General features: G+C 45.3%; 20 protein-coding genes. 7 read left to right on the forward strand and 13 right to left on the reverse strand.

Annotation, left to right across the window (positions count from 1 at the left end):
• Positions 1-79: 79 nt before the first annotated feature.
• From lapB to Q1A70_RS02180, 10 genes are all read right to left on the reverse strand, one after another.
• Positions 80-1,255 carry a lipopolysaccharide assembly protein LapB gene (gene lapB, locus Q1A70_RS02135; protein ID WP_299686533.1) on the reverse strand — a complete coding sequence of 392 codons (1,176 nt, stop codon included), beginning with the start codon at positions 1,253-1,255 and terminating at the stop codon, positions 80-82.
• Between the two features lie 12 nt (positions 1,256-1,267).
• Positions 1,268-1,540 (reverse strand): lipopolysaccharide assembly protein LapA domain-containing protein, encoded by a 273-nt coding sequence (locus Q1A70_RS02140; protein WP_299686535.1) that lies wholly within the window; start codon positions 1,538-1,540, stop codon positions 1,268-1,270.
• 128 nt (positions 1,541-1,668) lie between these two features.
• Positions 1,669-1,953: an integration host factor subunit beta gene (gene ihfB / locus Q1A70_RS02145; protein WP_017060238.1), complete on the reverse strand. Its 285-nt coding sequence runs from the start codon at positions 1,951-1,953 to the stop codon at positions 1,669-1,671.
• A gap of 121 nt (positions 1,954-2,074) precedes the next feature.
• Positions 2,075-3,745, reverse strand: a complete 1,671-nt coding sequence (rpsA, locus tag Q1A70_RS02150) for a 30S ribosomal protein S1 (RefSeq protein WP_299686537.1) — start codon at positions 3,743-3,745, stop codon at positions 2,075-2,077.
• Between the two features lie 106 nt (positions 3,746-3,851).
• Positions 3,852-4,532, reverse strand: coding sequence for a (d)CMP kinase (cmk, locus tag Q1A70_RS02155; RefSeq protein WP_299686539.1), 681 nt, complete (start codon positions 4,530-4,532; stop codon positions 3,852-3,854).
• A 245-nt stretch (positions 4,533-4,777) separates the two neighbouring features.
• Positions 4,778-5,533 (reverse strand): 3-deoxy-manno-octulosonate cytidylyltransferase, encoded by a 756-nt coding sequence (gene kdsB / locus Q1A70_RS02160; RefSeq protein ID WP_299686541.1) that lies wholly within the window; start codon positions 5,531-5,533, stop codon positions 4,778-4,780.
• Positions 5,533-5,712 (reverse strand): Trm112 family protein, encoded by a 180-nt coding sequence (locus tag Q1A70_RS02165; protein ID WP_299686543.1) that lies wholly within the window; start codon positions 5,710-5,712, stop codon positions 5,533-5,535. The genes kdsB and Q1A70_RS02165 overlap by 1 nt, the downstream gene beginning before the upstream one ends.
• Positions 5,693-6,700, reverse strand: a complete 1,008-nt coding sequence (gene lpxK / locus Q1A70_RS02170; protein ID WP_299686569.1) for a tetraacyldisaccharide 4'-kinase — start codon at positions 6,698-6,700, stop codon at positions 5,693-5,695. The genes Q1A70_RS02165 and lpxK overlap by 20 nt, the downstream gene beginning before the upstream one ends.
• Positions 6,701-6,713: 13 nt before the next feature.
• Positions 6,714-8,462 (reverse strand): lipid A ABC transporter ATP-binding protein/permease MsbA, encoded by a 1,749-nt coding sequence (gene msbA / locus Q1A70_RS02175; protein ID WP_299686545.1) that lies wholly within the window; start codon positions 8,460-8,462, stop codon positions 6,714-6,716.
• A gap of 31 nt (positions 8,463-8,493) precedes the next feature.
• Positions 8,494-10,608, reverse strand: a complete 2,115-nt coding sequence (locus Q1A70_RS02180) for a DNA internalization-related competence protein ComEC/Rec2 (protein WP_299686571.1) — start codon at positions 10,606-10,608, stop codon at positions 8,494-8,496.
• Positions 10,609-10,823: 215 nt separating this feature from the next.
• Here Q1A70_RS02180 and Q1A70_RS02185 point away from each other — a divergent pair, with 215 nt between their 5' ends.
• Positions 10,824-11,336: a DUF2062 domain-containing protein gene (locus Q1A70_RS02185; RefSeq protein WP_299686547.1), complete on the forward strand. Its 513-nt coding sequence runs from the start codon at positions 10,824-10,826 to the stop codon at positions 11,334-11,336.
• Between the two features lie 227 nt (positions 11,337-11,563).
• Here the strand turns inward: Q1A70_RS02185 and lolE are convergent, their stop codons facing one another.
• The 3 genes from lolE to lolC are packed head-to-tail and all read right to left on the reverse strand — an operon-like array spanning position 11,564 to position 14,702.
• Positions 11,564-12,808 (reverse strand): lipoprotein-releasing ABC transporter permease subunit LolE, encoded by a 1,245-nt coding sequence (gene lolE / locus Q1A70_RS02190; RefSeq protein WP_299686549.1) that lies wholly within the window; start codon positions 12,806-12,808, stop codon positions 11,564-11,566.
• Complete coding sequence (lolD, locus tag Q1A70_RS02195) at positions 12,809-13,501, reverse strand: lipoprotein-releasing ABC transporter ATP-binding protein LolD (RefSeq protein ID WP_299686551.1); 693 nt, start codon at positions 13,499-13,501, stop codon at positions 12,809-12,811. It lies immediately after the preceding gene.
• Positions 13,494-14,702 carry a lipoprotein-releasing ABC transporter permease subunit LolC gene (gene lolC / locus Q1A70_RS02200; protein ID WP_299686553.1) on the reverse strand — a complete coding sequence of 403 codons (1,209 nt, stop codon included), beginning with the start codon at positions 14,700-14,702 and terminating at the stop codon, positions 13,494-13,496. The genes lolD and lolC overlap by 8 nt, the downstream gene beginning before the upstream one ends.
• Positions 14,703-14,929: 227 nt before the next feature.
• Between lolC and Q1A70_RS02205 the strand changes: the two genes are divergently transcribed.
• The 6 genes from Q1A70_RS02205 to tnpB all read left to right on the forward strand — a co-directional run bounded on the left by Q1A70_RS02205 (position 14,930) and on the right by tnpB (position 21,296).
• Entirely contained in the window at positions 14,930-15,499 is a 570-nt protein-coding gene (locus Q1A70_RS02205; RefSeq protein WP_299686555.1) for a PilZ domain-containing protein, read from the forward strand.
• A 6-nt stretch (positions 15,500-15,505) separates the two neighbouring features.
• Positions 15,506-18,967 carry a transcription-repair coupling factor gene (gene mfd, locus Q1A70_RS02210; protein ID WP_299686557.1) on the forward strand — a complete coding sequence of 1,154 codons (3,462 nt, stop codon included), beginning with the start codon at positions 15,506-15,508 and terminating at the stop codon, positions 18,965-18,967.
• 66 nt (positions 18,968-19,033) lie between these two features.
• A complete protein-coding gene (locus Q1A70_RS02215; protein WP_299686559.1) occupies positions 19,034-19,804 on the forward strand; it encodes a peptidoglycan binding protein CsiV in 771 nt (256 codons plus the stop codon).
• Between the two features lie 152 nt (positions 19,805-19,956).
• Entirely contained in the window at positions 19,957-20,502 is a 546-nt protein-coding gene (locus Q1A70_RS02220) for a GNAT family protein (protein ID WP_299686561.1), read from the forward strand.
• 132 nt (positions 20,503-20,634) lie between these two features.
• Positions 20,635-20,946 carry an IS66 family insertion sequence element accessory protein TnpB gene (locus Q1A70_RS02225; protein ID WP_299686563.1) on the forward strand — a complete coding sequence of 104 codons (312 nt, stop codon included), beginning with the start codon at positions 20,635-20,637 and terminating at the stop codon, positions 20,944-20,946.
• Positions 20,943-21,296 (forward strand): IS66 family insertion sequence element accessory protein TnpB, encoded by a 354-nt coding sequence (gene tnpB, locus Q1A70_RS02230; protein WP_299686565.1) that lies wholly within the window; start codon positions 20,943-20,945, stop codon positions 21,294-21,296. The genes Q1A70_RS02225 and tnpB overlap by 4 nt, the downstream gene beginning before the upstream one ends.
• The last annotated feature ends 199 nt before the right edge of the window (positions 21,297-21,495 follow it).

The following is a 21,495-nucleotide window of genomic DNA, read 5'->3' on the forward strand; positions in this document are numbered from 1 at the left end:
AAACAGGTGACAAATAACAATCATAAAAATGCAGCCCGAAAGCTGCAATCAATAATTTGGTCTAAAAATGACCATACCACTATTCGCCGTCAAGCCCACGAATAGGCTTGATCGTTCCCCACCCTTTACATGAAGGACAATGCCAGTACATTGAGTGGGTCGAAAAACCACATTTATGACAACGATAATGCGGCTTCACTTTTAATTGCTCACCAACCATGGATTGAAGCGTGGTTAAGCTTTCTTTGGCACGACCTTCCTCAGCTTCAGCAAGGTGGTAATCCATCAATCGATAGAAGCCTTTCATGGTTGGGTTTTTAACAAGCTGCTTTGTTAATAGCTCTTGAGCTGAGCCAAGATCTTCGTGATGAGCAACGAGTTGCGCTAACATCAGTTCTGCCGAAACACCCGCTTTCTTTTGGATGCAAGCTTTAAGAAATTCGACCAACTGCGCTTCTTGTCCAAGTTTGTGATAACACTCTGCCAGGGTTGGTAATACTTCACTAATAAAGTCAATGTCTTGATCAAGCACCGACTCTAAACAAGTAATGGTCTTTTGGTACTCTTCATTAGCTAAGTGAAACTTACCCAAAGCAATACTGGCACGGACACACTTAGGGTCTTCAGACAACGCCTTCTTAAAGTATTGAAGCGCTTTCGCACGATTACCATCAGCTTGTTCTTGCATCGCAAGTTCACACCAAAAATGCGCGACCGTCGCTCGCATTTTCATTTTTTTCTTACCGAGCTTAACTAAAATGTTTCCATAATGAATGGCTTTGTTCCACTCGCGCGTTTGCTGATAAATAGCAACGAGTTGCTGTAAAGCACCCTCTTTATGATCGGGCTCTTCGACTAATTGCTCGAAGATTTTTTCGGCGCGGTCAAGAAAGCCTGAAACCATATAGTCTTTCGCCAGCTGTTGCAGTGCGAGGTTTTTCTGATCGAGAGTGAGCCCCGAGCGAGAGATAAGGTTTTGGTGAATACGAATCGCTCGGTCAACTTCTCCTCTTGATCGGAACAAATTGCCCAAGGCCAAGTGAGTATCGATGGTTTCATTGTCGACTTGGAGTAACTCGATAAAGTGATCGACTGCCTTGTCAGATTGGTCTGACAGTAATAGGTTCAAACCCGTAACATACTGGCGGGAAATCTGATGGGATTGTTTTTGTTTTTCTTGCTGAGCATTACGATTACCCATATACCAGCCGTATGCAGCTGCAATAGGTAACAATAAGAACAGTAACTCTAACATCAAATATAGCCTTTAAGCTTTAGTGTCAGCAGCTACCTGCTTTGATTGCTTATTGAGTTGCTTCTTCAAGCGATGAATTTTCAACTGAGAACGCATATGCATGTTGCCAAAGACTAACCAAGCAAGGGCAAAACCCGATATAAAAACAACGCCTAGCAGACTGGATAGGTGGAAATCACCTTGTGCTAGCAAATAGTTGAAGTTCACGATCGTTTGGTTTTGAGAGCCTAAAGCCAATGCAATTAGGAAAAGTGCGATAACGGCGACTATTTTTATAATTTTCATAGTTCATCACTCATTGATTAGTTAACTGTACGATTATGCAGGAAAATTACTAATCAGACCACCATATTATGGTCATAAAAAAGCGGCATACACTACAGTATGCCGCTTTCTTGATTCCGATAAGTATACTACATTCCTGAGTTCACTCGTTCACGTAGCTCTTTGCCCGGTTTAAAGTGAGGAACGTATTTACCTTCTAACTCAACCTTGTCACCCGTCTTAGGGTTGCGTCCGACACGAGGTTCACGATAATGCAGAGAAAAACTGCCAAAGCCACGAATTTCGATTCGATCACCACTTTCTAGTGTTGAAGCCATGTGCTCTAAAATATCCTTTACAGCGTCTTCAATTTCTTTTGCAGAAAGGTGCGTTTGCTCAGCGCACAGTCTTTCAATCAATTCAGACTTAGTCATAGTTACCCTCGTTGGTTTTCTTTTTAGAAATTATAGACCTATCGGAAAAATAAGCAAAAAAAAAGGAGCCTTACGGCTCCTTTCTTGGCTAGATAGCTATAATTCTCTTAATGAGAAGCTATTATTCGCCTTTAGCAGCTTTGAATGCGTCTGCCATTGCGTTACCGAACGCGCCTTCATCAGACTTGTTCAGTGAAGCCATTGCTTCTTGCTCATCAGCTTCATCTTTAGCTTTGATAGATAGGTTGATTACGCGGTTCTTACGGTCTACACCAGTGAACTTCGCTTCAACGCTGTCGCCAACGCTTAGGATTAGAGATGCATCTTCGATACGATCGCGAGATACTTCAGAAGCGCGGATGTAACCTTCAACGCCTTCGATTAGCTCGATAGTAGCGCCTTTCGCGTCAACTGCAGTAACAGTACCGTTTACAAGAACACCTTTCTTGTTGTCAGCAACGTATGCGTTGAACGGGTCGTTTTCCATTTGCTTAACGCCAAGAGAAATACGCTCACGCTCTGCATCTACTGCTAGAACTACAGCAGAGATTTCGTCGCCTTTCTTGTATTCACGTACAGCTTCTTCGCCTGCAGCATTCCAAGAAATGTCAGATAGGTGTACTAGACCGTCGATACCGCCTTCTAGACCGATGAAGATACCAAAGTCAGTGATAGACTTGATCTTACCAGTAACTTTGTCGCCCTTAGCTTGCATTTCTGCAAATGACTGCCATGGGTTAGCTTTACACTGTTTCAGACCTAGAGAGATACGACGACGCTCTTCGTCGATATCAAGAACCATAACCTCAACTTCGTCGCCAACATTAACAACTTTAGAAGGGTGGATGTTCTTGTTAGTCCAATCCATTTCAGAAACGTGTACTAGACCTTCAACGCCTTCTTCGATTTCAACGAAGCAGCCGTAGTCAGTTAGGTTTGTAACACGACCAGAAAGCTTGTGACCTTCTGGGTAACGCTTAGCGATTGCTACCCATGGATCTTCGCCAAGTTGCTTAAGACCTAGTGAAACACGAGTGCGCTCACGATCGAACTTAAGAACTTTAACTAGGATTTCGTCACCAACGTTAACGATCTCTGATGGGTGCTTAACGCGCTTCCAAGCCATATCTGTGATATGTAGAAGACCGTCAACACCGCCAAGGTCAACGAATGCACCGTAGTCAGTAAGGTTCTTAACGATACCTTTAACTTCAGTACCTTCTTGTAGAGTTTCAAGAAGTTCGTCACGCTCAACACTGTTCTCAGATTCGATAACAGCACGACGAGAAACAACAACGTTGTTACGCTTCTGGTCTAGCTTGATTACTTTGAACTCTAGCTCTTTGTTTTCTAGGTGAGCAGTGTCACGGATAGGACGTACGTCTACTAGAGAACCTGGAAGGAAAGCACGGATACCGTTTAGTTCAACAGTGAAACCGCCTTTAACTTTACCGTTGATGATACCAACAACAGTTTCAGCTTCTTCACAAGCTTTCTCAAGTACGATCCAAGCTTCGTGACGCTTAGCTTTCTCACGAGAAAGTTGAGTCTCACCGAAACCATCTTCAACAGCGTCTAGAGCTACGTCTACTTCAGCACCAACTTCAACTTCAAGTTCGCCAGCAGCGTTCTTGAATTGTTCAGCAGGGATAGCAGATTCAGACTTAAGACCAGCGTCTACAAGAACGAAACCGTTCTCGATAGCTACTACAGTACCTTTAACGATGCTGCCTTGTTGGAATTCTGTTTCGTTTAGAAACTCTTCAAAGAGTTGAGCAAAAGATTCAGTCATTATTTAATCTTCAATAATTAAACGTCCATGGGTATCCTACCGCATGGGGTTGATAAATTCGCCAGTCATCATCCTTGCGACCAACGTTCTTGCCAGCTGAGTAGAATTACCCAACCAGTTTCGATTCAATATAGTGTAGTGCTTTTTCAACTACCTGTTCAATATTCATTGAGGTGGAATCAAGCACTAGAGCATCCTCTGCAGGGCGAAGTGGCGCCACTGGGCGATTACGATCTCGATCGTCTCGCTCTTGGATCTCGCTCAAAAGGTCGTCAAATCTAACATCTAACCCCTTCTGTTGCAACTGTTTAAGACGGCGACTCGCACGCTCTTCTGCACTTGCATCTAAAAATATTTTTGCTTCCGCTTTAGGAAACACAACCGTTCCCATGTCACGGCCATCAGCAACCAAACCAGGTGCTGCGCTGAATGCGCGCTGACGACGAAGTAGTGCTTCACGAACGCGAGGTAAAGCAGCCACTTTTGATGCCGCCATACCAGTCTCTTCTTTACGAAGTTCACCAGACACATCTTCGCCTTCTAAGATAACCTTCACTAAGTCACCTTCAGCAATAAATTGTACGTCTAAGTGAGTAGCAAGCGGTACTAAAGCATCTTCTGATTCAGTATCAACACCGTGGTGAATTGCCGCTAAAGCCAGTACGCGATAGATCGCCCCCGAGTCTAGAAGATGAAAGCCTAGCTTATCCGCTAGCAACATGCATAGGGTACCTTTACCGGCTCCACTTGGTCCATCAACCGTAATCACAGGGCTTTGAGAAGGCATCTTTTACTCCACGTTTCGTCGTAAGTTTTCATTCCGTACTAGCTGTTGGCCACTACTTTATAGGGGGCATATTATAAAGAAAAATTGAAACTCGAGCGAGGTAAATCTCAGATAATTCCATGTTGATGGTGGAATCATTAATGCAACTGGCTCAATATTCATTACCTTATACTATTCATGTATACATATGCCCCTTAGACAACCAAAAAGCCTCACGATAAGTGAGGCTTGAGGTGTTATTGCATCTAAGCGCTTAAACCAATAATGGCTCGAACGGCTTCTAGGTCTTCGGGGGTATCAACTCCAGCAGCTGGAGCTTCAACTGCAACGTCTACGTGAATTTTTTCCCCGTACCATAGCACTCGCAATTGCTCCAAGCACTCAATACGCTCAAGGGTACTAGGTTCCCAATTGATATAGGTGTTGATAAAACCTGCTCGGTAAGCATAGACACCAATATGACGAAGCAAAGGAAATTCAGCAGCAGTACCATTGTTGGCGTATGCGTCGCGATCCCAAGGGATAGTCGCTCGGCTAAAAAACAGGGCATAACCGTCTTTGTCGGTCACGACTTTCACAGCGTTAGGGTTAAACACTTCATCGGCATGAGTGATTTCGACACCTAACGTTGCCATCGGTGCAGTGCAGTTCGCAAGATTGTTCGCGACTTGATTGATGATTGCTGGCGGGATCAGTGGCTCATCCCCTTGTACATTCACGATAATATGATCATCAGGAATCTTCATTACATCAATCACTTCAGCTAGCCGCTCAGTGCCTGATTCGTGATTCGGCGATGTCATACACACGTCTGCACCGAATGCTTTGGCTGCTTTTTCAACTCGAACATCATCGGTAGCGATAATAACCTTGTCAGCACCCGCCTTCATCGACTGTTCGTATACCCATTGAATCATCGGCTTGCCACCGATGTCAGCGAGTGGTTTCCCTGGTAAACGACTCGATTGGTATCTTGCTGGTATAACAACCGTATAAGACATTACTTTCCCTCATCCATTGAAATAGTGCGAGCTTCGGGTTCAAGAAGAACTGGAATACCCTCTTTTATTGGGTAAGCTAGACGATCAATTTTACAAACAAGCTCTTGCTTATCTTTATCAAAAGTAAGTTTACCTTTACACACTGGGCAAGCAACAATCTCAAGCAGACGGTGATCCATAGTATTCCATAACCTCTTTTATTCTTTTTAAAATTTGCTGTTGCGAATCTTCATCAAACTGCGCAGAAACAGGAAGATACCACCAGTTATCTTGAGCATATTGTTCGCACTTTACAGCGTCTTTTTCTGTCATAATTATATTCATACCTTTGTTCGCTAAGGCGTGAAGTTCATCTTTGTCAAAATCTTGATGATCGGCAAAGCCCTGTGTGAAAACCACATCACCATCAAGATCGTCTAATGTTTTAAAGAAGCGTGGCGGGTGGCCAATGCCAGCAAAAGCCACCAGTTTTTTCAGCTCTGCTACCGATCTTTTCTGACCTGTCTTTAGATTAATCGCTTGGCTTGGTAACAAGGACATTGAAAGCTCTCGCCCTTGAGCTTTGCCACCATTATTAACCAAAAAATCCACATCATCGAGACGAGACACAGGCTCTCTTAGTGGGCCTAAAGGAATCAAACTCTCGCTACCAAAGCGTCTTGCGCCGTCGATAACCGCAAATTCAATATCGCGTTCAAGCGCATAATGCTGTAGCCCGTCGTCAGTGATGATGACGTTAACACCTTCGCTCAACAAAGCTTTGACCGCGTTTGCGCGTATAGGATCAACCGCTACTGGCGCGCCGGTTCGCTTTCGGATCAATCGAGGTTCATCACCAGAGTGTGCTACTGGCGTATTTTCATCTAATACCAGTGGATAGCTTGGCGCTTTGGCTCCATAACCTCGAGAAACGACCCCTGGCTTAAAACCGTTGGCTTGAAGCATTTCAACTAGCCAAATCACCACAGGCGTTTTGCCATTGCCACCGGCGGTAATATTACCAACGACAATCACAGGTAAAGGCGGGCGGTAGGTTTCTTTTTTACCCGACAGATAAGCTTCACGACGCTGACCACTGATCATCTTGAACAGCAAACTCAATGGCCACAATAGCGGCCAAAGAAGATACTTTAACGGATGATTGTTAAACCAAATCTTTTCAATCACAACAAGACTAATCCTATCCGCTGAACTGAATTCGGTGCAGTTGCGCATAAGCACCATCCAGTGTAATGAGCTCAGCGTGTGCCCCTCTTTCTACAATTTGACCGTCATCAACAACTAAGATTTCATCGGCTTGCTCAATGGTTGATAGCCTGTGAGCGATAACCAGTACTGTTTTATCCTTTTGTAACTCTTCAAGTGCTGATTGAATCGCTCTTTCTGACTCGGTATCTAGCGCAGATGTGGCCTCATCAAGGATCAAGACAGGTGCATCTCTTAATAGAGCACGTGCAATCGCAATACGTTGCCTTTGCCCCCCTGATAAACTCGCACCATTTTCACCAACGACTGTATCAATACCATTTTCCATACGTTCGATAAACTCACTGGCGTGAGCCAGTTTAGCAGCGTGTTCGATCTGCTCACGTGAATATTTTTCTTCTGCAGCGTACGCGATATTGTTCGCGACGGTATCATTGAACAGGTGCACATTTTGAGAAACAAGAGCAAAATGCTCACGTAGATTTCTCAATTCGTAATCACGAATATCGTGGCCATCAAGTTCAATTGAACCTGAATCGACGTCATAAAAACGCGTGAACAAATTAGCAATAGTACTCTTACCCGAACCTGAGCGACCAACCAGTGCGACAGTCTTGCCTTTCGGTATATTAAAGCTCACCTTATCAAGCGCCGGTTTCTCGGCACCCTCATAAGTAAATGTGACCTCTTTTACTGCGACATCGCCAATCACGGCTTCAGGCTTCAACGTGCCCTTGTTTTGTTCAGTATCTAAGTCCATCAACCCAAATAGAGTGGTACTGGCTGCCATACCGCGTTGGAATTCAGAAGTAACGTTTGTTAACGCTTTTAGCGGGCGCATTAGGCCAAACATCGCAGAGAACACAACCGTAAAAGTACCGGGAGTCAACTCAGCCTTAATAGAATCGACACTCGCGAGTACCAGAACTGCCACAATCGCCACCGACGCTATCATCTGGATGATCGGGTTCGCAGCGGCTTGAGCGGTCACCAATTTCATGCTCTGTTGACGCATCTGGTTGCTAACTTTATCAAAGCGGTGTTTTTCAAGCTCCTGCCCACCATAGGTAAGGACAACTTTATGCCCCTTTAGCATTTGTTCTGATGAAGAAGCAACGCGTCCCATACTGGTTTGCATATTCTTAGAGATTTTTCTAAATCGCTTCGAAACAATCGTAATGGCCCAAGCTACAACAGGGGCGACCACGAATAGCACCAAAGACAATTGCCAGCTGTTCCAAAACATCAGCGTCAGCAAGCCGATAATGCTTGCCCCTTCACGCACAATGCTGACTAACGCCTTACTGGTTGCAGCAGAGACTTGTTCAGAATCGTAAGTAATTCGAGACAGCAGAGCACCCGTCTGTTCTTTATCAAAAAAAGACACTGGCATATGCATAAAATGGCTAAATATTTTGCGACGAATTTTCATCACGACGTTGCCTGAAACCCAGCTCAAACAATAGGTTGACACAAAACCGCTGACACCACGAATGAACATCATGGCAAAAATAATGAGAGGAAGTGTACGTAGGAAGTCTGACTCAGCGCTACCAAAGCCTTCATCAAGCAGCGGCTTTAATAATGAAATCATATAAGTATCAGAGGCGGCATTGATAATAAGTGCAATAACCGCAACACCAAGGCCGGCCTTATACAGTCGAATATAAGTCCAAAGTCTTTTAAATGTGACCCAGGTAGTTTCATCTGTTTGAGTTGACATAGAATCGCTTCATTTTCTCACAATAATCTATCTATTCTACTCCCTTACGAAGCATCTGCCTATACCACTGCCAGCCTTGTTCTTCCCTAATCGTATGATATTTCCAACCTTCCCGAGTAACGGTGATGGTTATTTGTCCGCTTTCTCCTGTATCAAGCCAAGCGCTTCCTACTTGCTGATAGCGTTCAATCACCGATTCATTCGGAATTCCCCATTGATTACCTTTAGCTAATGATGCGATCGCTAACTGAGGTGAAACAGCCTTAACTAACTGCGTTGTAGACGATGAGCTGCTACCATGATGTGGGACAAGCATAATATCGCTGTTGAGTCGCTCACCTTGTCTGGCAAGCAACCACTCACTAATCAATTCAATATCCCCCGTGAGTAGCATCGAAAATGTTGAGTTGGGTTCAGAAATCCTAACGACACAAGAGTGTGGATTATACGCCCTCTTAACAGATTGCGGAGGCCATAAAACATCAAACTTCAAGCCTTGCCAATGCCACACCTCTCCCGCTGTACATTCTCTAATATTAACGCCTATTGGCGTATTAATGCGTTGACTGGCTCTTATCCATTTCGGCGTGTAATGAGTAAGCAGCGCCGAATAGCCACCGGCATGATCCGAATCAAAATGACTGATAATCACACCGCCGACTTCATTGATTCCCCTCAGGTTTAAGGTCGGAATTAACAAAGATTCGACAATCGAGCCTCCCGGCCATGCATTGCCAAGATCGTAAACGACAATCTGATTGTTCTTTTCTATCACTAACGAAAGGCCATGGCCGACATCCAAGATATCGATGGTAAACCTCCCTTGTGCATGTTGGTCAAACTCCCACCACAACACGAACACTGCGATGACCAGTGTCGATAGCACACGTTTAAGATAGCGACTAACAAAGATCATAAATAAAATGAGGGAGACAGATAATCCAATTGTAAACTCATCAACTTGAACCCAGAATCGCTCAGAAAAAGGAAGGCTAATAATCAGAGGTTCAAGCGACAAATCAACCAATATCCACAACGTTTTACTCAAGCCGCTGGCGAAAGCGGCTAACTCACTCACCGCAAACATCGAGCCGGAGAATAAACTGATAAACATTGCCAGAAACAGCAGTGGGATTGTGACCATCGATACCCAAGGTAAAAGAAGTAAATTGTAAAACAGCGAGACTAAACTCACTCCTTTGAAAAACAGCATCGACAAGGGTGCGATCAGCAACGTCAGCATTAATTGGGTTTTTATGAGTGTTGACACTCGACTCATGAGCGGGCGTTTTGAGGAAAATGAACCAAGATTCATTGCGATATAAAGAACGGCACCTAAAGCACCAAAGGACAGCCAGAAGCTACTCGACAATGCTGAAAAAGGCCAAACTAGCAGCACAATACATAAGCTCAATGCAACATACCGCACCAAACTGATACTTTGCCCGCGCCACAAGAAATAGCTCGCGATAACGCACATCACTAACGCCCTGAGGGTTGGTAAAGTAAACCCAGCACACCAGCTGTAAAAATAGGCAAGTCCTAAGCCGAAAAACGTGGGCAACCAAAGCAATGGCGGAAACAATAACCGAACTAGCTTCCCCCATTGATAGCCAATACCAAAAGCAATACCAATATGAAGACCTGAAATCGCCACCAAGTGGATCAAACCACTGCTTTTAAGTAAATCCCATCGTTCAGGCAAAATGAAATCTCGATAACCAAAACTCAAGGCTAAAATGAGATCACTGTTGGCCAGATTTTCTAAATAGCTAAGGCTGCTTGCAAACCACGTTGCTCGCCAGTGAGCAATCGAATGAATTCGATATCGAGTACCAGCTCGGTATGTGGCGTTCGCGACAATGCCAGAGCTAAACAGATGTTTTTCCGAATCAAAGCCCGCTTCATTCAACTTGCCCCAGACTGGTTTTATTGACACCGATAAATAGACATTATCGCCGAGCGTTAACTTGAAAGGAGTAAACAAACGCAATTTTATCAATGGCGGGAAGATTAATTTTTCGCCTCCAATTGATCTAGCTACTATTACACTTTCATAGCCGTGGCTATTTTCACTAAAAAGGCTAACAACCGATGCATTTATGGTAGTATTCTGCCCTGATTGGAACAATCGACTCGTTTGTATTTCAATCGCATTCCCTAGGCAGATAACTAGTATCAATGCTGTTGCTGGACCTCTTGCACACCGGAAAACGCTATAGTTTATTGATATAAAAAGTATCAATAACATGAACAGTGACCAAGCCCAATGAGGCATCACAGGCCAAAAGCTCGCTGACATAATTGTCACAGCAAATGAAATCAAGAACCAAGAGTTAAACAAGAGAGTAACTGCCTCCTATGCCAAGAAAGTTTATCAAACGATTTATGCCTGACCATGAGCTAATTAAGCGTCAGAAAGCATTGAGAGTTTTTGGCAATATGCTGTACAACCCTAACTTATGGTGTCTTAATCGTCGCTCGGCGGCTGGTGCCTTCGCAGTCGGGTTATTCATGGCGTTTGTCCCTCTACCCAGTCAAATGATCATGGCTGCTGGCCTTGCTATCGCATGCGGTGTAAACCTCCCATTAGCGGTGACTCTAGTTTGGATCAGCAATCCAGTGACCATGCCACTATTGTTCTACTTTGCTTATAAAGTCGGCGCGTTTGTCATGCGCGTACCACCTCAAGAGTTTCATTTCGAACTGTCTTGGGATTTCATATTGGCGCAAATGAGCACCATCGGACCGCCATTTTTATTAGGCTGTTTAATCTGTGGTCTTGTTTCAGCAATGATTGGCTACTTTAGTATTCGTGGGTTATGGCGTTACTCAGTAGTAAGAAGTTGGAAGAAACGACAAGCAAGGTACTGAACAATTTATCCTTGTTATTCAATCTACCCTTGTAAGCACTTGTCATAAAACGTACACAAGCAAAAAGTCAGAGCAACCACTGAACTCTGCCATATTGGTATGTAACCAAAGTCGCAATAAGTGTGAATTGAATTCAATAAAAAAGGATCCCTTGTGGGATCCTTTTTATATTGGTTGTCTTTTTATCGCTTGGAGAACGACTAACGACTTGAAGAGCAGCTCACTGGTTATTTCGAACTCAGTACCGAAGCGGGATTTAGCTTGGCGGCTCGCGAAGCTGGATACCATGTCGCTAGTAAGCTCAGCATAATTGCTGTACCTGAAACCACCATTACATCCGTCATATTCAGTTGCGAAGGCAGGAAATCAACAAAGTAAATATCGCCAGACAAAAACTGATGCCCGACTAACTTTTCGAGCCCTTTGATTAACGTGGTGAGATTGAGTGCTACTAACACACCTATCGCACTCCCGACTAAACTGCCTAGTACGCCAGAAAACACACCTTGCCAAACAAAGATGCGTTTCACGAGTCCGTCCGATGCCCCCATCGTTCTTAGAATCGCGATCTCTGATGCCCGGTCTTTTACAGCCATCATTAAGGTCGAGACAATGTTGAAACACGCCACACCGATAACCAATACCATGACTAGATACATAATGGTACGAACCAGTTGGATATCTCGATATAAGAAGCCAAACTTTTGCTGCCAGCTACGCAGGTACACATACACATCAAGCTGATTCCCCACCTCACGCACAATATCGTTCGCATTCAGCACATCGGTTACTTTTAAAGAGACTCCAGTTACCGCTTCGCCTAAGTTTGCATACACTTGAGCATCACCAATCGGGATCAACGCCAAACTGTGGTCTATCTGTCCATTTAAGGTCAACAAGCCAGCCACTTTAACTCGGACGCGCTTTGGTGCCTGAACCTTCACCGAGCCATTAACCGTTGGGATCATCAAGGTCAGATAATCCCCAACTTTCGCACCCAATACATTGGCGACACCTGAGCCCAAGATAATTTGCTGCTGCCCTGCCTTAAACTCGCTCCAAACTTGCTGATCGATAAAACTCGAGAGCCTAGATACTTGATGCTCTCGTTGCGGGTCAACACCTCGAACTTCAATGGCTTTAAGCTCTTTGCCCTTTTCAGCAAGCGCTGTAATTTTCACATAAGGTGCTGCCGCCACGACTTTGTCGTGCTTTACCGACTGCTCAATCACGTGCTCCCAGTCGGCCACAGGTTCATTTACGCCCTCAAATTCAGCATGAGGAATGACAGAAAGCACTCGGGATTCAAGCTCTCGCTCAAAGCCATTCATGGCAGATAAACCGATAATGATCACCGCAACGCCGACTGCAATACCAATCGTCGAAGACAAAGAGATGAACGACACCATCTTGTCTCGTTGTTTCGCACGGCTAAATCGGCCGCCGATCAATAGAGATAAAGAACAAAACACTTAGCTCTCCTCTTTTTCTACGTTGACCAGTAAACCATCTTGCATGTGAAGTTGGCGATCCATCTTACCAGCCAGTTCACCATCGTGAGTCACAACCAAAAAGGCAGTATCGTACTCACGATTCAATTCACGCATTAAATCATAAATAGAAAGTGCGGTGGTGTGGTCAAGGTTACCTGTTGGTTCATCCGCCAAAACCAAAGCCGGCTTATTCACCAATGCACGAGCAATCGCCACACGTTGCCTTTCGCCTCCGGAAAGTTCTGAAGGTCGGTGATCAACACGATGGCTTAACCCAACTTTATCAAGCAAACGCTGTGCTTCTTGTTTCGCTTTCGCTGGCTTTTCACCACCAATAAGCAGCGGCATTGCCACGTTTTCTAACGCTGAGAAATCAGAAAGAAGATGATGGAACTGGTACACAAAACCAAGGTGCTGGTTACGAAGCTTCGCCTGTTTATTCGAACTTAAAGAGGCTAAGTCCTGACCAAGGAAACTCACACTGCCTTCTGAGGCGTCATCTAACGCCCCTAAAATATGCAGTAAAGTGCTTTTACCTGAGCCAGAGGTGCCGATGATAGCTACTAGCTCACCCTTTTCGATTTCAAAGCTGACCCCTTTGAGTACCTCAGTATCTAACGAGCCTTCACGGTACGTTTTACGGATATCATTACATTGAAGAAAATTACTCATAACGAAGGGCCTCAGCAGGTTTCACAGACGATGCTCGATAAGAAGGGAATACAGTGGCAATCAGGCTAAGTGCAATAGCCAAAACCACAACAACAGCGATTTGAATTGGATTAATCATGATGGGTAATTGCCCTCCAAATGAGAACAGAGCAACGCCCATCACCTCTAAAATAGTATTCAAGTTCATAGCCAAGACAACGCCTAACACGCCACCCGATAGCGCGCCAATCACACCGCTACTTGCACCTTGAACCATAAAGATGCCCATCACTTGACCATCGCTCATGCCTTGGGTTTTAAGAATCGCGACTTCAGATTGCTTCTCCATTACCACCATAATCAGCGCAGAGATTATATTGAATGCAGCAACACCGATGATCAGCCCAAGCATCAAGCCCATCATGTTCTTTTCCATACGAACGGCTTGGAACAACTCGCCGCGCTGGTCACGCCAATCACTCCACAACCAGCCATCTGGCAACGGTTGATTTGATAGCTCCGCGACTTCAAACGGGTCATCAAAAAACAATCGCCAGCCTGAAATCGTGTCTGACTTATAGCGCATCAAGCGACCTGCATCTTGAATGTTGCTGACCATGAGCTGAGCATCAATATCCGAACCCGTATTAAAGATACCGGCTACGGTGAAATTTCGTTGGCTAGGAATACGCCCCAGTGGTGTGTATTGGCTAGCGCTGGTCACCATTAAACGAACTTTGTCTCCCATGGATACTTTCAAATCTCTCGCCAAGGTATGACCGAGAAACAATTGATACTGTCCAGCGTTGAGTGAAGACAATCGACCTGCCATCAAATGATGGTTAAGAGGATCATCTGAATTAGGTTCAATACCAATCAAAAGCCCAGCGGATAATTGAGCTGGACTCTGAACCACCGCCTCACTACGGACAATCGGCTCTACATGACCATTGAGCGACATTTGTCGTGCAAAGCTGGGCGCTTGTTCAGAAAGCGATGTCGATCCTCCTTGCTCATAAACCACCGCTTGAGGAAGAACGCCAAGAATTCGATCTTTTAACTGCGCTTCGAATCCGTTCATTACCGATAAAACAGTAATCAAAGACAACACACCAATGGTGATACCCGCTGTCGACATATAAGAAACAAAACGGCTAAAGCGATCACCTGAACGGCCTTTCAAATAACGCAGGCCAACAAACATAGAAATAGGATGAAACATACTTTGAACCATCAAAAAGGGATGCGGGTTAATGTAACGGGTATTGTGGTTACTGTGTAGTAGGAAATTGCAAATATAGAGTGAATTAACTCAATTAGTTAGGCCTAAAAAACAGAACCCCGCCAAATAGTGATGTTTCAAACAACTATTTGCGACTTTCAATTAACTGACCTTGATTACTGCGGCCACATAGCGATAATCAATAGATCACCTCAAGGAACTAACGCATGACAGAACAAGAGTTTTTCACCGTTCACCACAGCCTTGCTGCTAATATCGAGCCAATGGGAAGTCACTTCACTTTACCCTCACAAATTCAATTTGAATCAGAGATCCCAGCGCCGTTTGTGGTGGCCAGTGAATTTAGCCAGTTGGATCTGTTAGCCGATAGCGCTCGTGCAGAGCTGAAAAACAGTGACTTGAAGAGTGTCACCAGTTTATTGGATGCCCAAAACTCAAAATTAAACCTCTTGCTAAGCTTTATGCTATCCCAGCAAGATGAAGAAAAGTTTCGTACTCACACCTACTCATTCGGTGCGAGTCAGTTTTCCTGCTTTTCAAAAGAAGACATCGAACCGGGTCGCTTGGTAAAAGCCAAACTGTTCCTAGAACACCCTGCCGCAGCCATTTATTGCTATGCTGAGGTGTTTGCTAGCGAAGCGAAAGACTCAGGTTTTGAAATCAAATTTAAATATGCGCACCTTCGCGATACCGACCAAGATCTGCTCATTAAAGCGGCCCTTCATCAACAACAGAAACTCTTGCGTCAACGCTCTCTAGAACGAGATAACAAGTAAATTAACATGACCAAACAACCCATTTTTACCCTACCTACACTCAAAGGTGCCGGTGACAAAAAGTACATCGGTAACCTCATTGGTTCGTCTCTCGCGCTTGCTATAGCCAAACTTGCAGAGCAACACAACAGCCATACCGTATTGGCTGTTCCTGATCCACAAGTGGCGCTTAAGCTTCAATCTGAAATTGAGCAATTTACGGCTCATGAAGTCGCGTTATTCCCCGACTGGGAAACGCTGCCATACGATAGCTTCTCACCGCACCAAGAGATCATCTCAGATCGTATCGCGCGACTTTATGCACTGCCAACGCTAAAAAATGGCATTACGATCGTGCCAATCAGCACGCTATTGCAGCGTCAGTCGCCACGTGACTTTTTATTGCAACATACGCTGATGGTTAAAACGGGCGACCTGTACTCATTAGAGAAGCTGCGCCTTCAGCTTGAAAAGTCCGGCTACCGCTACGTTGACCAAGTGTTTGGCCCGGGTGAATACGCAAGCCGTGGTTCTATTCTTGATCTATTCCCGATGGGCAGCAAAGACCCGTATCGCATCGATTTTTTCGATGACGAGATCGATACCATCCGCACCTTCGATCCGGAGAACCAACGTTCTATCGAAGACATCGCTGAGATTCGACTGCTACCAGCTCATGAGTTCCCAACCTCGGAAACGGCGATTGAAGATTTCCGTATTCGTTGGCGTCAACAGTTCGATGCCCGCCGTGAGCCTGAATCTATCTATATGCAGGTTTCAAAAGGCACTTGGCCTGCAGGTATTGAATATTGGCAGCCACTGTTCTTCGACCATACTGAAACCTTATTTGATTATGTTGCCGATGAATCGCAGCTCTTGGTGCTAGGGGATATCGAAACCGCGGTTGATACTTTCCTTACTGATGTAGCTCATCGATACGAACAGCGCGGCGTTGATCCACTGCGCCCACTGCTGGCACCAGAACAGCTGTGGCTGAAAAAAGATGAACTGTTTGCGCACTTCAAACGAAAGCCACAGGTCAATCTGAGCGTAGATTCAATTGAAGAGAAAGCCGGCCGCACCAACCTTCCGCTTGTGTCTTTACCTGATCTCAGTGTTCAACATCAGAATAAAGAGCCACTCGCAAACCTAAGAAAGTTCACAGAGGCCTTCGACGGCAAAGTGGTCTTTTCGGTTGAGTCTGAAGGTCGCCGTGAAGCACTGAGTGAATTGCTTCGAGGCATCAAACTGCGTCCAAGCGAAAATGAAAATCTCGACGCAGCGATCAAGGACAAAAACAAATTCAGCTTGATACTCGGCTCTGCTGAGCATGGCTTTATCCACCAAGAGCAAAATATCGCTCTTATCTGTGAAAGCGACCTGTTGGGTGATCGCGTTGTTCAGCGCCGTAAGAAAGATAAAAAAAGCGTTAACAGCGACACTGTAATTCGCCACTTAGCGGAGCTTAAACCGGGTCAACCTGTGGTGCATATCGACCACGGTATTGGTCGCTACATCGGCCTGCAAACCCTCGAAGCCGGTGGCATGAAAACCGAATACGTGACGCTTGAGTATCAAAACGATGCCAAGCTCTACGTGCCGGTTGCCTCTTTGAATTTAATCGGCCGCTACTCTGGTGGTGCTGAAGATTCTGCACCGCTGCACAAACTCGGTGGTGAAGCGTGGCAAAAAGCTCGTAAACGTGCCGCTGAGAAAGTCCGTGATGTTGCAGCAGAGCTACTTGATGTTTACGCTAAGCGTGAGCTCAAACCTGGCTATAAATTTGCTCTCGACCGAGGTCAATACGCCACCTTTAAATCTGGCTTTCCGTTTGAAGAAACCGATGACCAAGCCATGGCTATCAATGCTGTAATGTCTGACATGTGCCAAGCCAAAGCCATGGATCGCTTAGTGTGTGGTGACGTTGGCTTTGGTAAAACCGAAGTCGCAATGCGCGCGGCGTTCGTTTGTACCGACAACAGTAAGCAAGTGGCGGTATTGGTACCCACTACCCTACTGGCTCAGCAACACTTCGAGAACTTCCGCGACCGTTTCGCCAACTTGCCGATACGCGTTGAAGTACTGTCGCGATTTAAATCAGCTAAAGAACAGAAATCAATCATGCAAGATGTCGCCGACGGCAAGGTCGATATCTTGGTGGGTACTCATAAGCTGCTTTCGAGTGATATTCAATTTAAAGACCTTGGCTTATTGGTTGTCGATGAAGAACACCGATTCGGTGTGCGCCAGAAAGAAAAAGTGAAAGCAATGCGCGCGGATGTCGATATCCTTACGCTCACCGCCACGCCAATTCCGAGAACGCTGAACATGGCAATGAGTGGTATGCGTGATTTGTCGATCATCGCCACACCACCCGCCCGCCGCTTATCCATCAAAACCTTCGTTCGCGAGAGTGATGATGCGATCGTTAGAGAAGCGGTGCTGCGTGAAATCATGCGTGGTGGTCAGGTTTACTTCCTTCATAACCAAGTCGACACGATTGAAAAAACCGCCGAATCACTGCAAAAATTGATTCCAGAAGCGCGTGTCACCGTGGCTCATGGCCAAATGCGAGAGCGCGAACTAGAACGCATCATGAATGATTTCTACCACCAGCGCTTTAACTTACTGGTTTGTACCACCATCATCGAAACCGGTATCGACGTACCGACGGCCAATACCATCTTAATGGACAGAGCCGATAACCTTGGTTTAGCGCAGTTGCACCAATTGCGTGGCCGTGTGGGGCGCTCTCACCACCAAGCTTATGCTTACTTGTTAACGCCGCACCCTAAAGCCATGACTAAAGATGCAATCAAGCGATTGGATGCGATTGCTTCTCTTGAAGACTTGGGCGCGGGTTTTACTCTCGCAACCCATGACTTAGAGATCCGTGGCGCAGGTGAATTATTGGGTGACGAGCAGAGTGGTCAAATCCAGTCGGTAGGTTTTACACTGTACATGGAGATGCTTGAACAAGCGGTAGAGGCATTGAAAGAAGGTCGAGAGCCATCGCTTGATGATCTGCTGCGTGAACAAACGGAGATTGAGATGCGTCTGCCTGCGCTATTGCCCGATGACTACATCCCAGACATCAATACGCGTTTGTCTACTTATAAGCGTATAGCAAGCGTGAGCGATGGCGACGAATTAGCGGAACTAAAAGTCGAGCTGATTGATCGCTTTGGAATCCTTCCTGACGCAACCAAAAACTTGCTGTCGGTTTCAGAGCTCAAGTTAGCCGCCGCGGCTATCAAAGCCAAGAAAATCGAGGCACACGATAAGGGCGGATTCTTAGAATTCTACCCAGATGCTGACATAAACCCAGCCTACCTTGTTAAACTGTTGCAATCTCAACCACAAAAGTTTTCAATGGAAGGACCAACTAAGTTCAAGTTTACGATTCCATTAGTCGACAGACGGAAACGAATCCAATTTGTGAGTGATTTATTGGGCGAATTCAGACAAAACCTGCTGCCTTCGGCTTAGAGTCGACCCAATTCTCAGTATCTATAAATTATCCAGCCGATAGGTCGGCTGGAAGACGGAGTAAAAATGAAAAGACTGATCCCACTGCTACTATTGTTCGTTTCACTGCCAACTTTGGCGCAGAGACAATTTGATATAGAAGTGATCATTTTTAAGCGCGCGGTTGATGCAGAAAAGGTGAACGAGTCTTGGCCAAACACCCAGCCTGATATTTCACTTGAGCGCGTTGGTTCATTTCAAGATGGTCAATACCGAGCAAGTAAAGGCGTAGAGATGTTGCCTAGAACGGCATACGAGCTCACCCCTCAGAAAGATAAATTGAACAAGCATGCAGGCTTTGAAGTACTGATGCACACTGCTTGGCGCCAAGGTGACCAAGGTAAGCGCGCTGCACCTGTTTTCCACATTCAAGCAGGTAAAGACTTCTCCAAAGATTTCAATGCTGATGGTTCTGAGAAAGGCAGCATGACCGCAGCAACAGCTGATGGCTTCCAAGAAGAGAGCATTGATAAGCCGCTATACGAATTAGACGGTAAGCTACAGATCTACGTTCAGCACTATTTATACGCTGAAACTACATTAGATTTGAAAGCACCAAGCGTTCGTGAGGTCACTTTACAAGACCAAGCAATTGAACTTGATTCTCCAGTGAGTGGGGCGGAAAACAACGTTCAAGTGGGTAATCTCACCGAAATTTCTCCGACGGTTGAAGTCGAAGAGTTCCTAAAAAGCTACCGAATGGACCAAAAACGTCGTATGCGCAGTACCGAGACTCACTACCTTGACCACCCGCTGCTTGGCATGGTGATTCAAGTACGTCGCGTGGAGCAAGAGTAACAACCTCGATTCTCATCAATGCAGAGCAAGCACTGTATATAGAGTTAGCATTGCCCTATGCTTTATAACGTCCTCCACTGTGAGGGCGTTTTCTTCTATCGTGCTTATGTTTGGATCCTTGCCTATTATTTTCCCCTTATTTGGTACTTGCTATGATCCCTGACTTTCAAATCAATACCCACAACCTCAGCCTCAAAATTATTGAAACCTCAGATGCTTCGGAGTTTTCTCGATTGATTCAATCTTCACCTAGCTTGTTGCCATGGATTGATTGGTGTCACGATCAATTTTCGATCGTCGAAGCGGAGAAGTTCATCGTGGCGACCCGATTAAACTGGGTTAAAGCCGATGCGTTTGGCTTTGGTATCTTTGAGCGAAAAAGCAATAAGTTGGTCGGTATGGTCGCTATCAATGAGCTTTATCACACCTTTAACATGGCCAGTTTAGGGTATTGGGTTGGTGATGAGTTTCAGCGACAAGGGATCGCCCGCGAAGCCATGTTGGCTTTATTTGAATTTTGCTTCGCACAGCTAAAACTAACGCGCTTAGAGATTGTCTGTGATACCGCGAATCTACCAAGCCAAAAACTGATAGAGAAGTGTGGAGCCGAGCGAGAAACCATTGCCAAGAATCGATTTATATTTAACGGAAAACCGAAAGATGGCGTGGTTTATTCTGTGCTACCTCCAACTTCTTAACAGCGTCAATTACTTCGTAACCTGCAATAGCACACAGGCAACACGATCAAAAGTAAGCGCGTCATAAACCCCGCATTCTAATCGCCTAGCGCGAAGAATAAGATCAAGTCTCCAACCATAAGGAGATTTGAAATGGGAAAACGACGCACCAATCAAGAATGGCAAACGCTTATCGAGCAATCTGAATCGAGTTCACTGTCGACACTCGCGTTTTGTAAGCTCAATGAACTCAATCCCTCAACGTTCTATGCCAAGCGCCAGCAACTCAATAAAACGGACATATCTCTAGGCTTTATCCGAGCTGAAGTCGTCGAAAAGACAACAAAGTATCAAGCTCAAGTAGCAACGGCTAACATGACGCTGCTAGTCAATGATGTTGAGCTGAGCATTCCACAAGGCACGCCAGCGGTCTATCTCGCAGAACTCATCGGTGCGCTATCATGAAACGTATGCTCAGCGCTCCAGAGGTTTATCTATATCGTGACAGCGTCGATTTTAGAAAGTCGATCAATGGTCTTGCTGCGATTATCGAAAGTGACACCGACTTACCCTTGGCAAGCGGCGCACTGTTCCTGTTCACCAATAAACAGCGTGACAAAATCAAGGTATTGTACTGGGATAAAACTGGCTTTGCTCTTTGGTATAAACGCCTCGAAAAAGCCAAGTTCAAGTGGCCATCAAAAGAGAAAAATGAGGTGTTTACCCTAACTCAATTCGAGCTTGATAGACTGCTTTCTGGCTTCACGATTATCGGCCATAAACCCGTTCGAATAAACGATTTCACAATGACTTAATCGATAATAAAGCCTTATCCACCAAGCGTTAACGGCATGACTTTAGGCCGTGTTGATCTTTCGAGCTGATTTTTGCAGCGAGTTGCTGGACATTTATACAAGGCAGAGGCGTCGATGTGTAACTAGCCTACATGAGAAGCCGATAACGTAGTAGAAATGCCCAGCAAACGCTGCCCGAAGGGTTCGGCTAAAAGCGTTT

Origin of the sequence: uncultured Vibrio sp., assembly GCF_947488985.1 — a bacterium.
Taxonomy (GTDB): domain Bacteria; phylum Pseudomonadota; class Gammaproteobacteria; order Enterobacterales; family Vibrionaceae; genus Vibrio.

What these genes read in the sequence shown, in the direction of transcription:
- lapB (WP_299686533.1), bottom strand. Translation starts at nt 1,255, where the DNA reads ATGTTAGAGTTACTGTTCTTATTGTTACCTATTGCAGCTGCATACGGC.
- Q1A70_RS02140 (WP_299686535.1), bottom strand. Translation starts at nt 1,540, where the DNA reads ATGAAAATTATAAAAATAGTCGCCGTTATCGCACTTTTCCTAATTGCA.
- ihfB (WP_017060238.1), bottom strand. Translation starts at nt 1,953, where the DNA reads ATGACTAAGTCTGAATTGATTGAAAGACTGTGCGCTGAGCAAACGCAC.
- rpsA (WP_299686537.1), bottom strand. Translation starts at nt 3,745, where the DNA reads ATGACTGAATCTTTTGCTCAACTCTTTGAAGAGTTTCTAAACGAAACA.
- cmk (WP_299686539.1), bottom strand. Translation starts at nt 4,532, where the DNA reads ATGCCTTCTCAAAGCCCTGTGATTACGGTTGATGGACCAAGTGGAGCC.
- kdsB (WP_299686541.1), bottom strand. Translation starts at nt 5,533, where the DNA reads ATGTCTTATACGGTTGTTATACCAGCAAGATACCAATCGAGTCGTTTA.
- Q1A70_RS02165 (WP_299686543.1), bottom strand. Translation starts at nt 5,712, where the DNA reads ATGGATCACCGTCTGCTTGAGATTGTTGCTTGCCCAGTGTGTAAAGGT.
- msbA (WP_299686545.1), bottom strand. Translation starts at nt 8,462, where the DNA reads ATGTCAACTCAAACAGATGAAACTACCTGGGTCACATTTAAAAGACTT.
- Q1A70_RS02185 (WP_299686547.1), top strand. Translation starts at nt 10,824, where the DNA reads ATGCCAAGAAAGTTTATCAAACGATTTATGCCTGACCATGAGCTAATT.
- lolD (WP_299686551.1), bottom strand. Translation starts at nt 13,501, where the DNA reads ATGAGTAATTTTCTTCAATGTAATGATATCCGTAAAACGTACCGTGAA.
- lolC (WP_299686553.1), bottom strand. Translation starts at nt 14,702, where the DNA reads ATGTTTCATCCTATTTCTATGTTTGTTGGCCTGCGTTATTTGAAAGGC.
- Q1A70_RS02205 (WP_299686555.1), top strand. Translation starts at nt 14,930, where the DNA reads ATGACAGAACAAGAGTTTTTCACCGTTCACCACAGCCTTGCTGCTAAT.
- mfd (WP_299686557.1), top strand. Translation starts at nt 15,506, where the DNA reads ATGACCAAACAACCCATTTTTACCCTACCTACACTCAAAGGTGCCGGT.
- Q1A70_RS02215 (WP_299686559.1), top strand. Translation starts at nt 19,034, where the DNA reads ATGAAAAGACTGATCCCACTGCTACTATTGTTCGTTTCACTGCCAACT.
- Q1A70_RS02220 (WP_299686561.1), top strand. Translation starts at nt 19,957, where the DNA reads ATGATCCCTGACTTTCAAATCAATACCCACAACCTCAGCCTCAAAATT.
- Q1A70_RS02225 (WP_299686563.1), top strand. Translation starts at nt 20,635, where the DNA reads ATGGGAAAACGACGCACCAATCAAGAATGGCAAACGCTTATCGAGCAA.
- tnpB (WP_299686565.1), top strand. Translation starts at nt 20,943, where the DNA reads ATGAAACGTATGCTCAGCGCTCCAGAGGTTTATCTATATCGTGACAGC.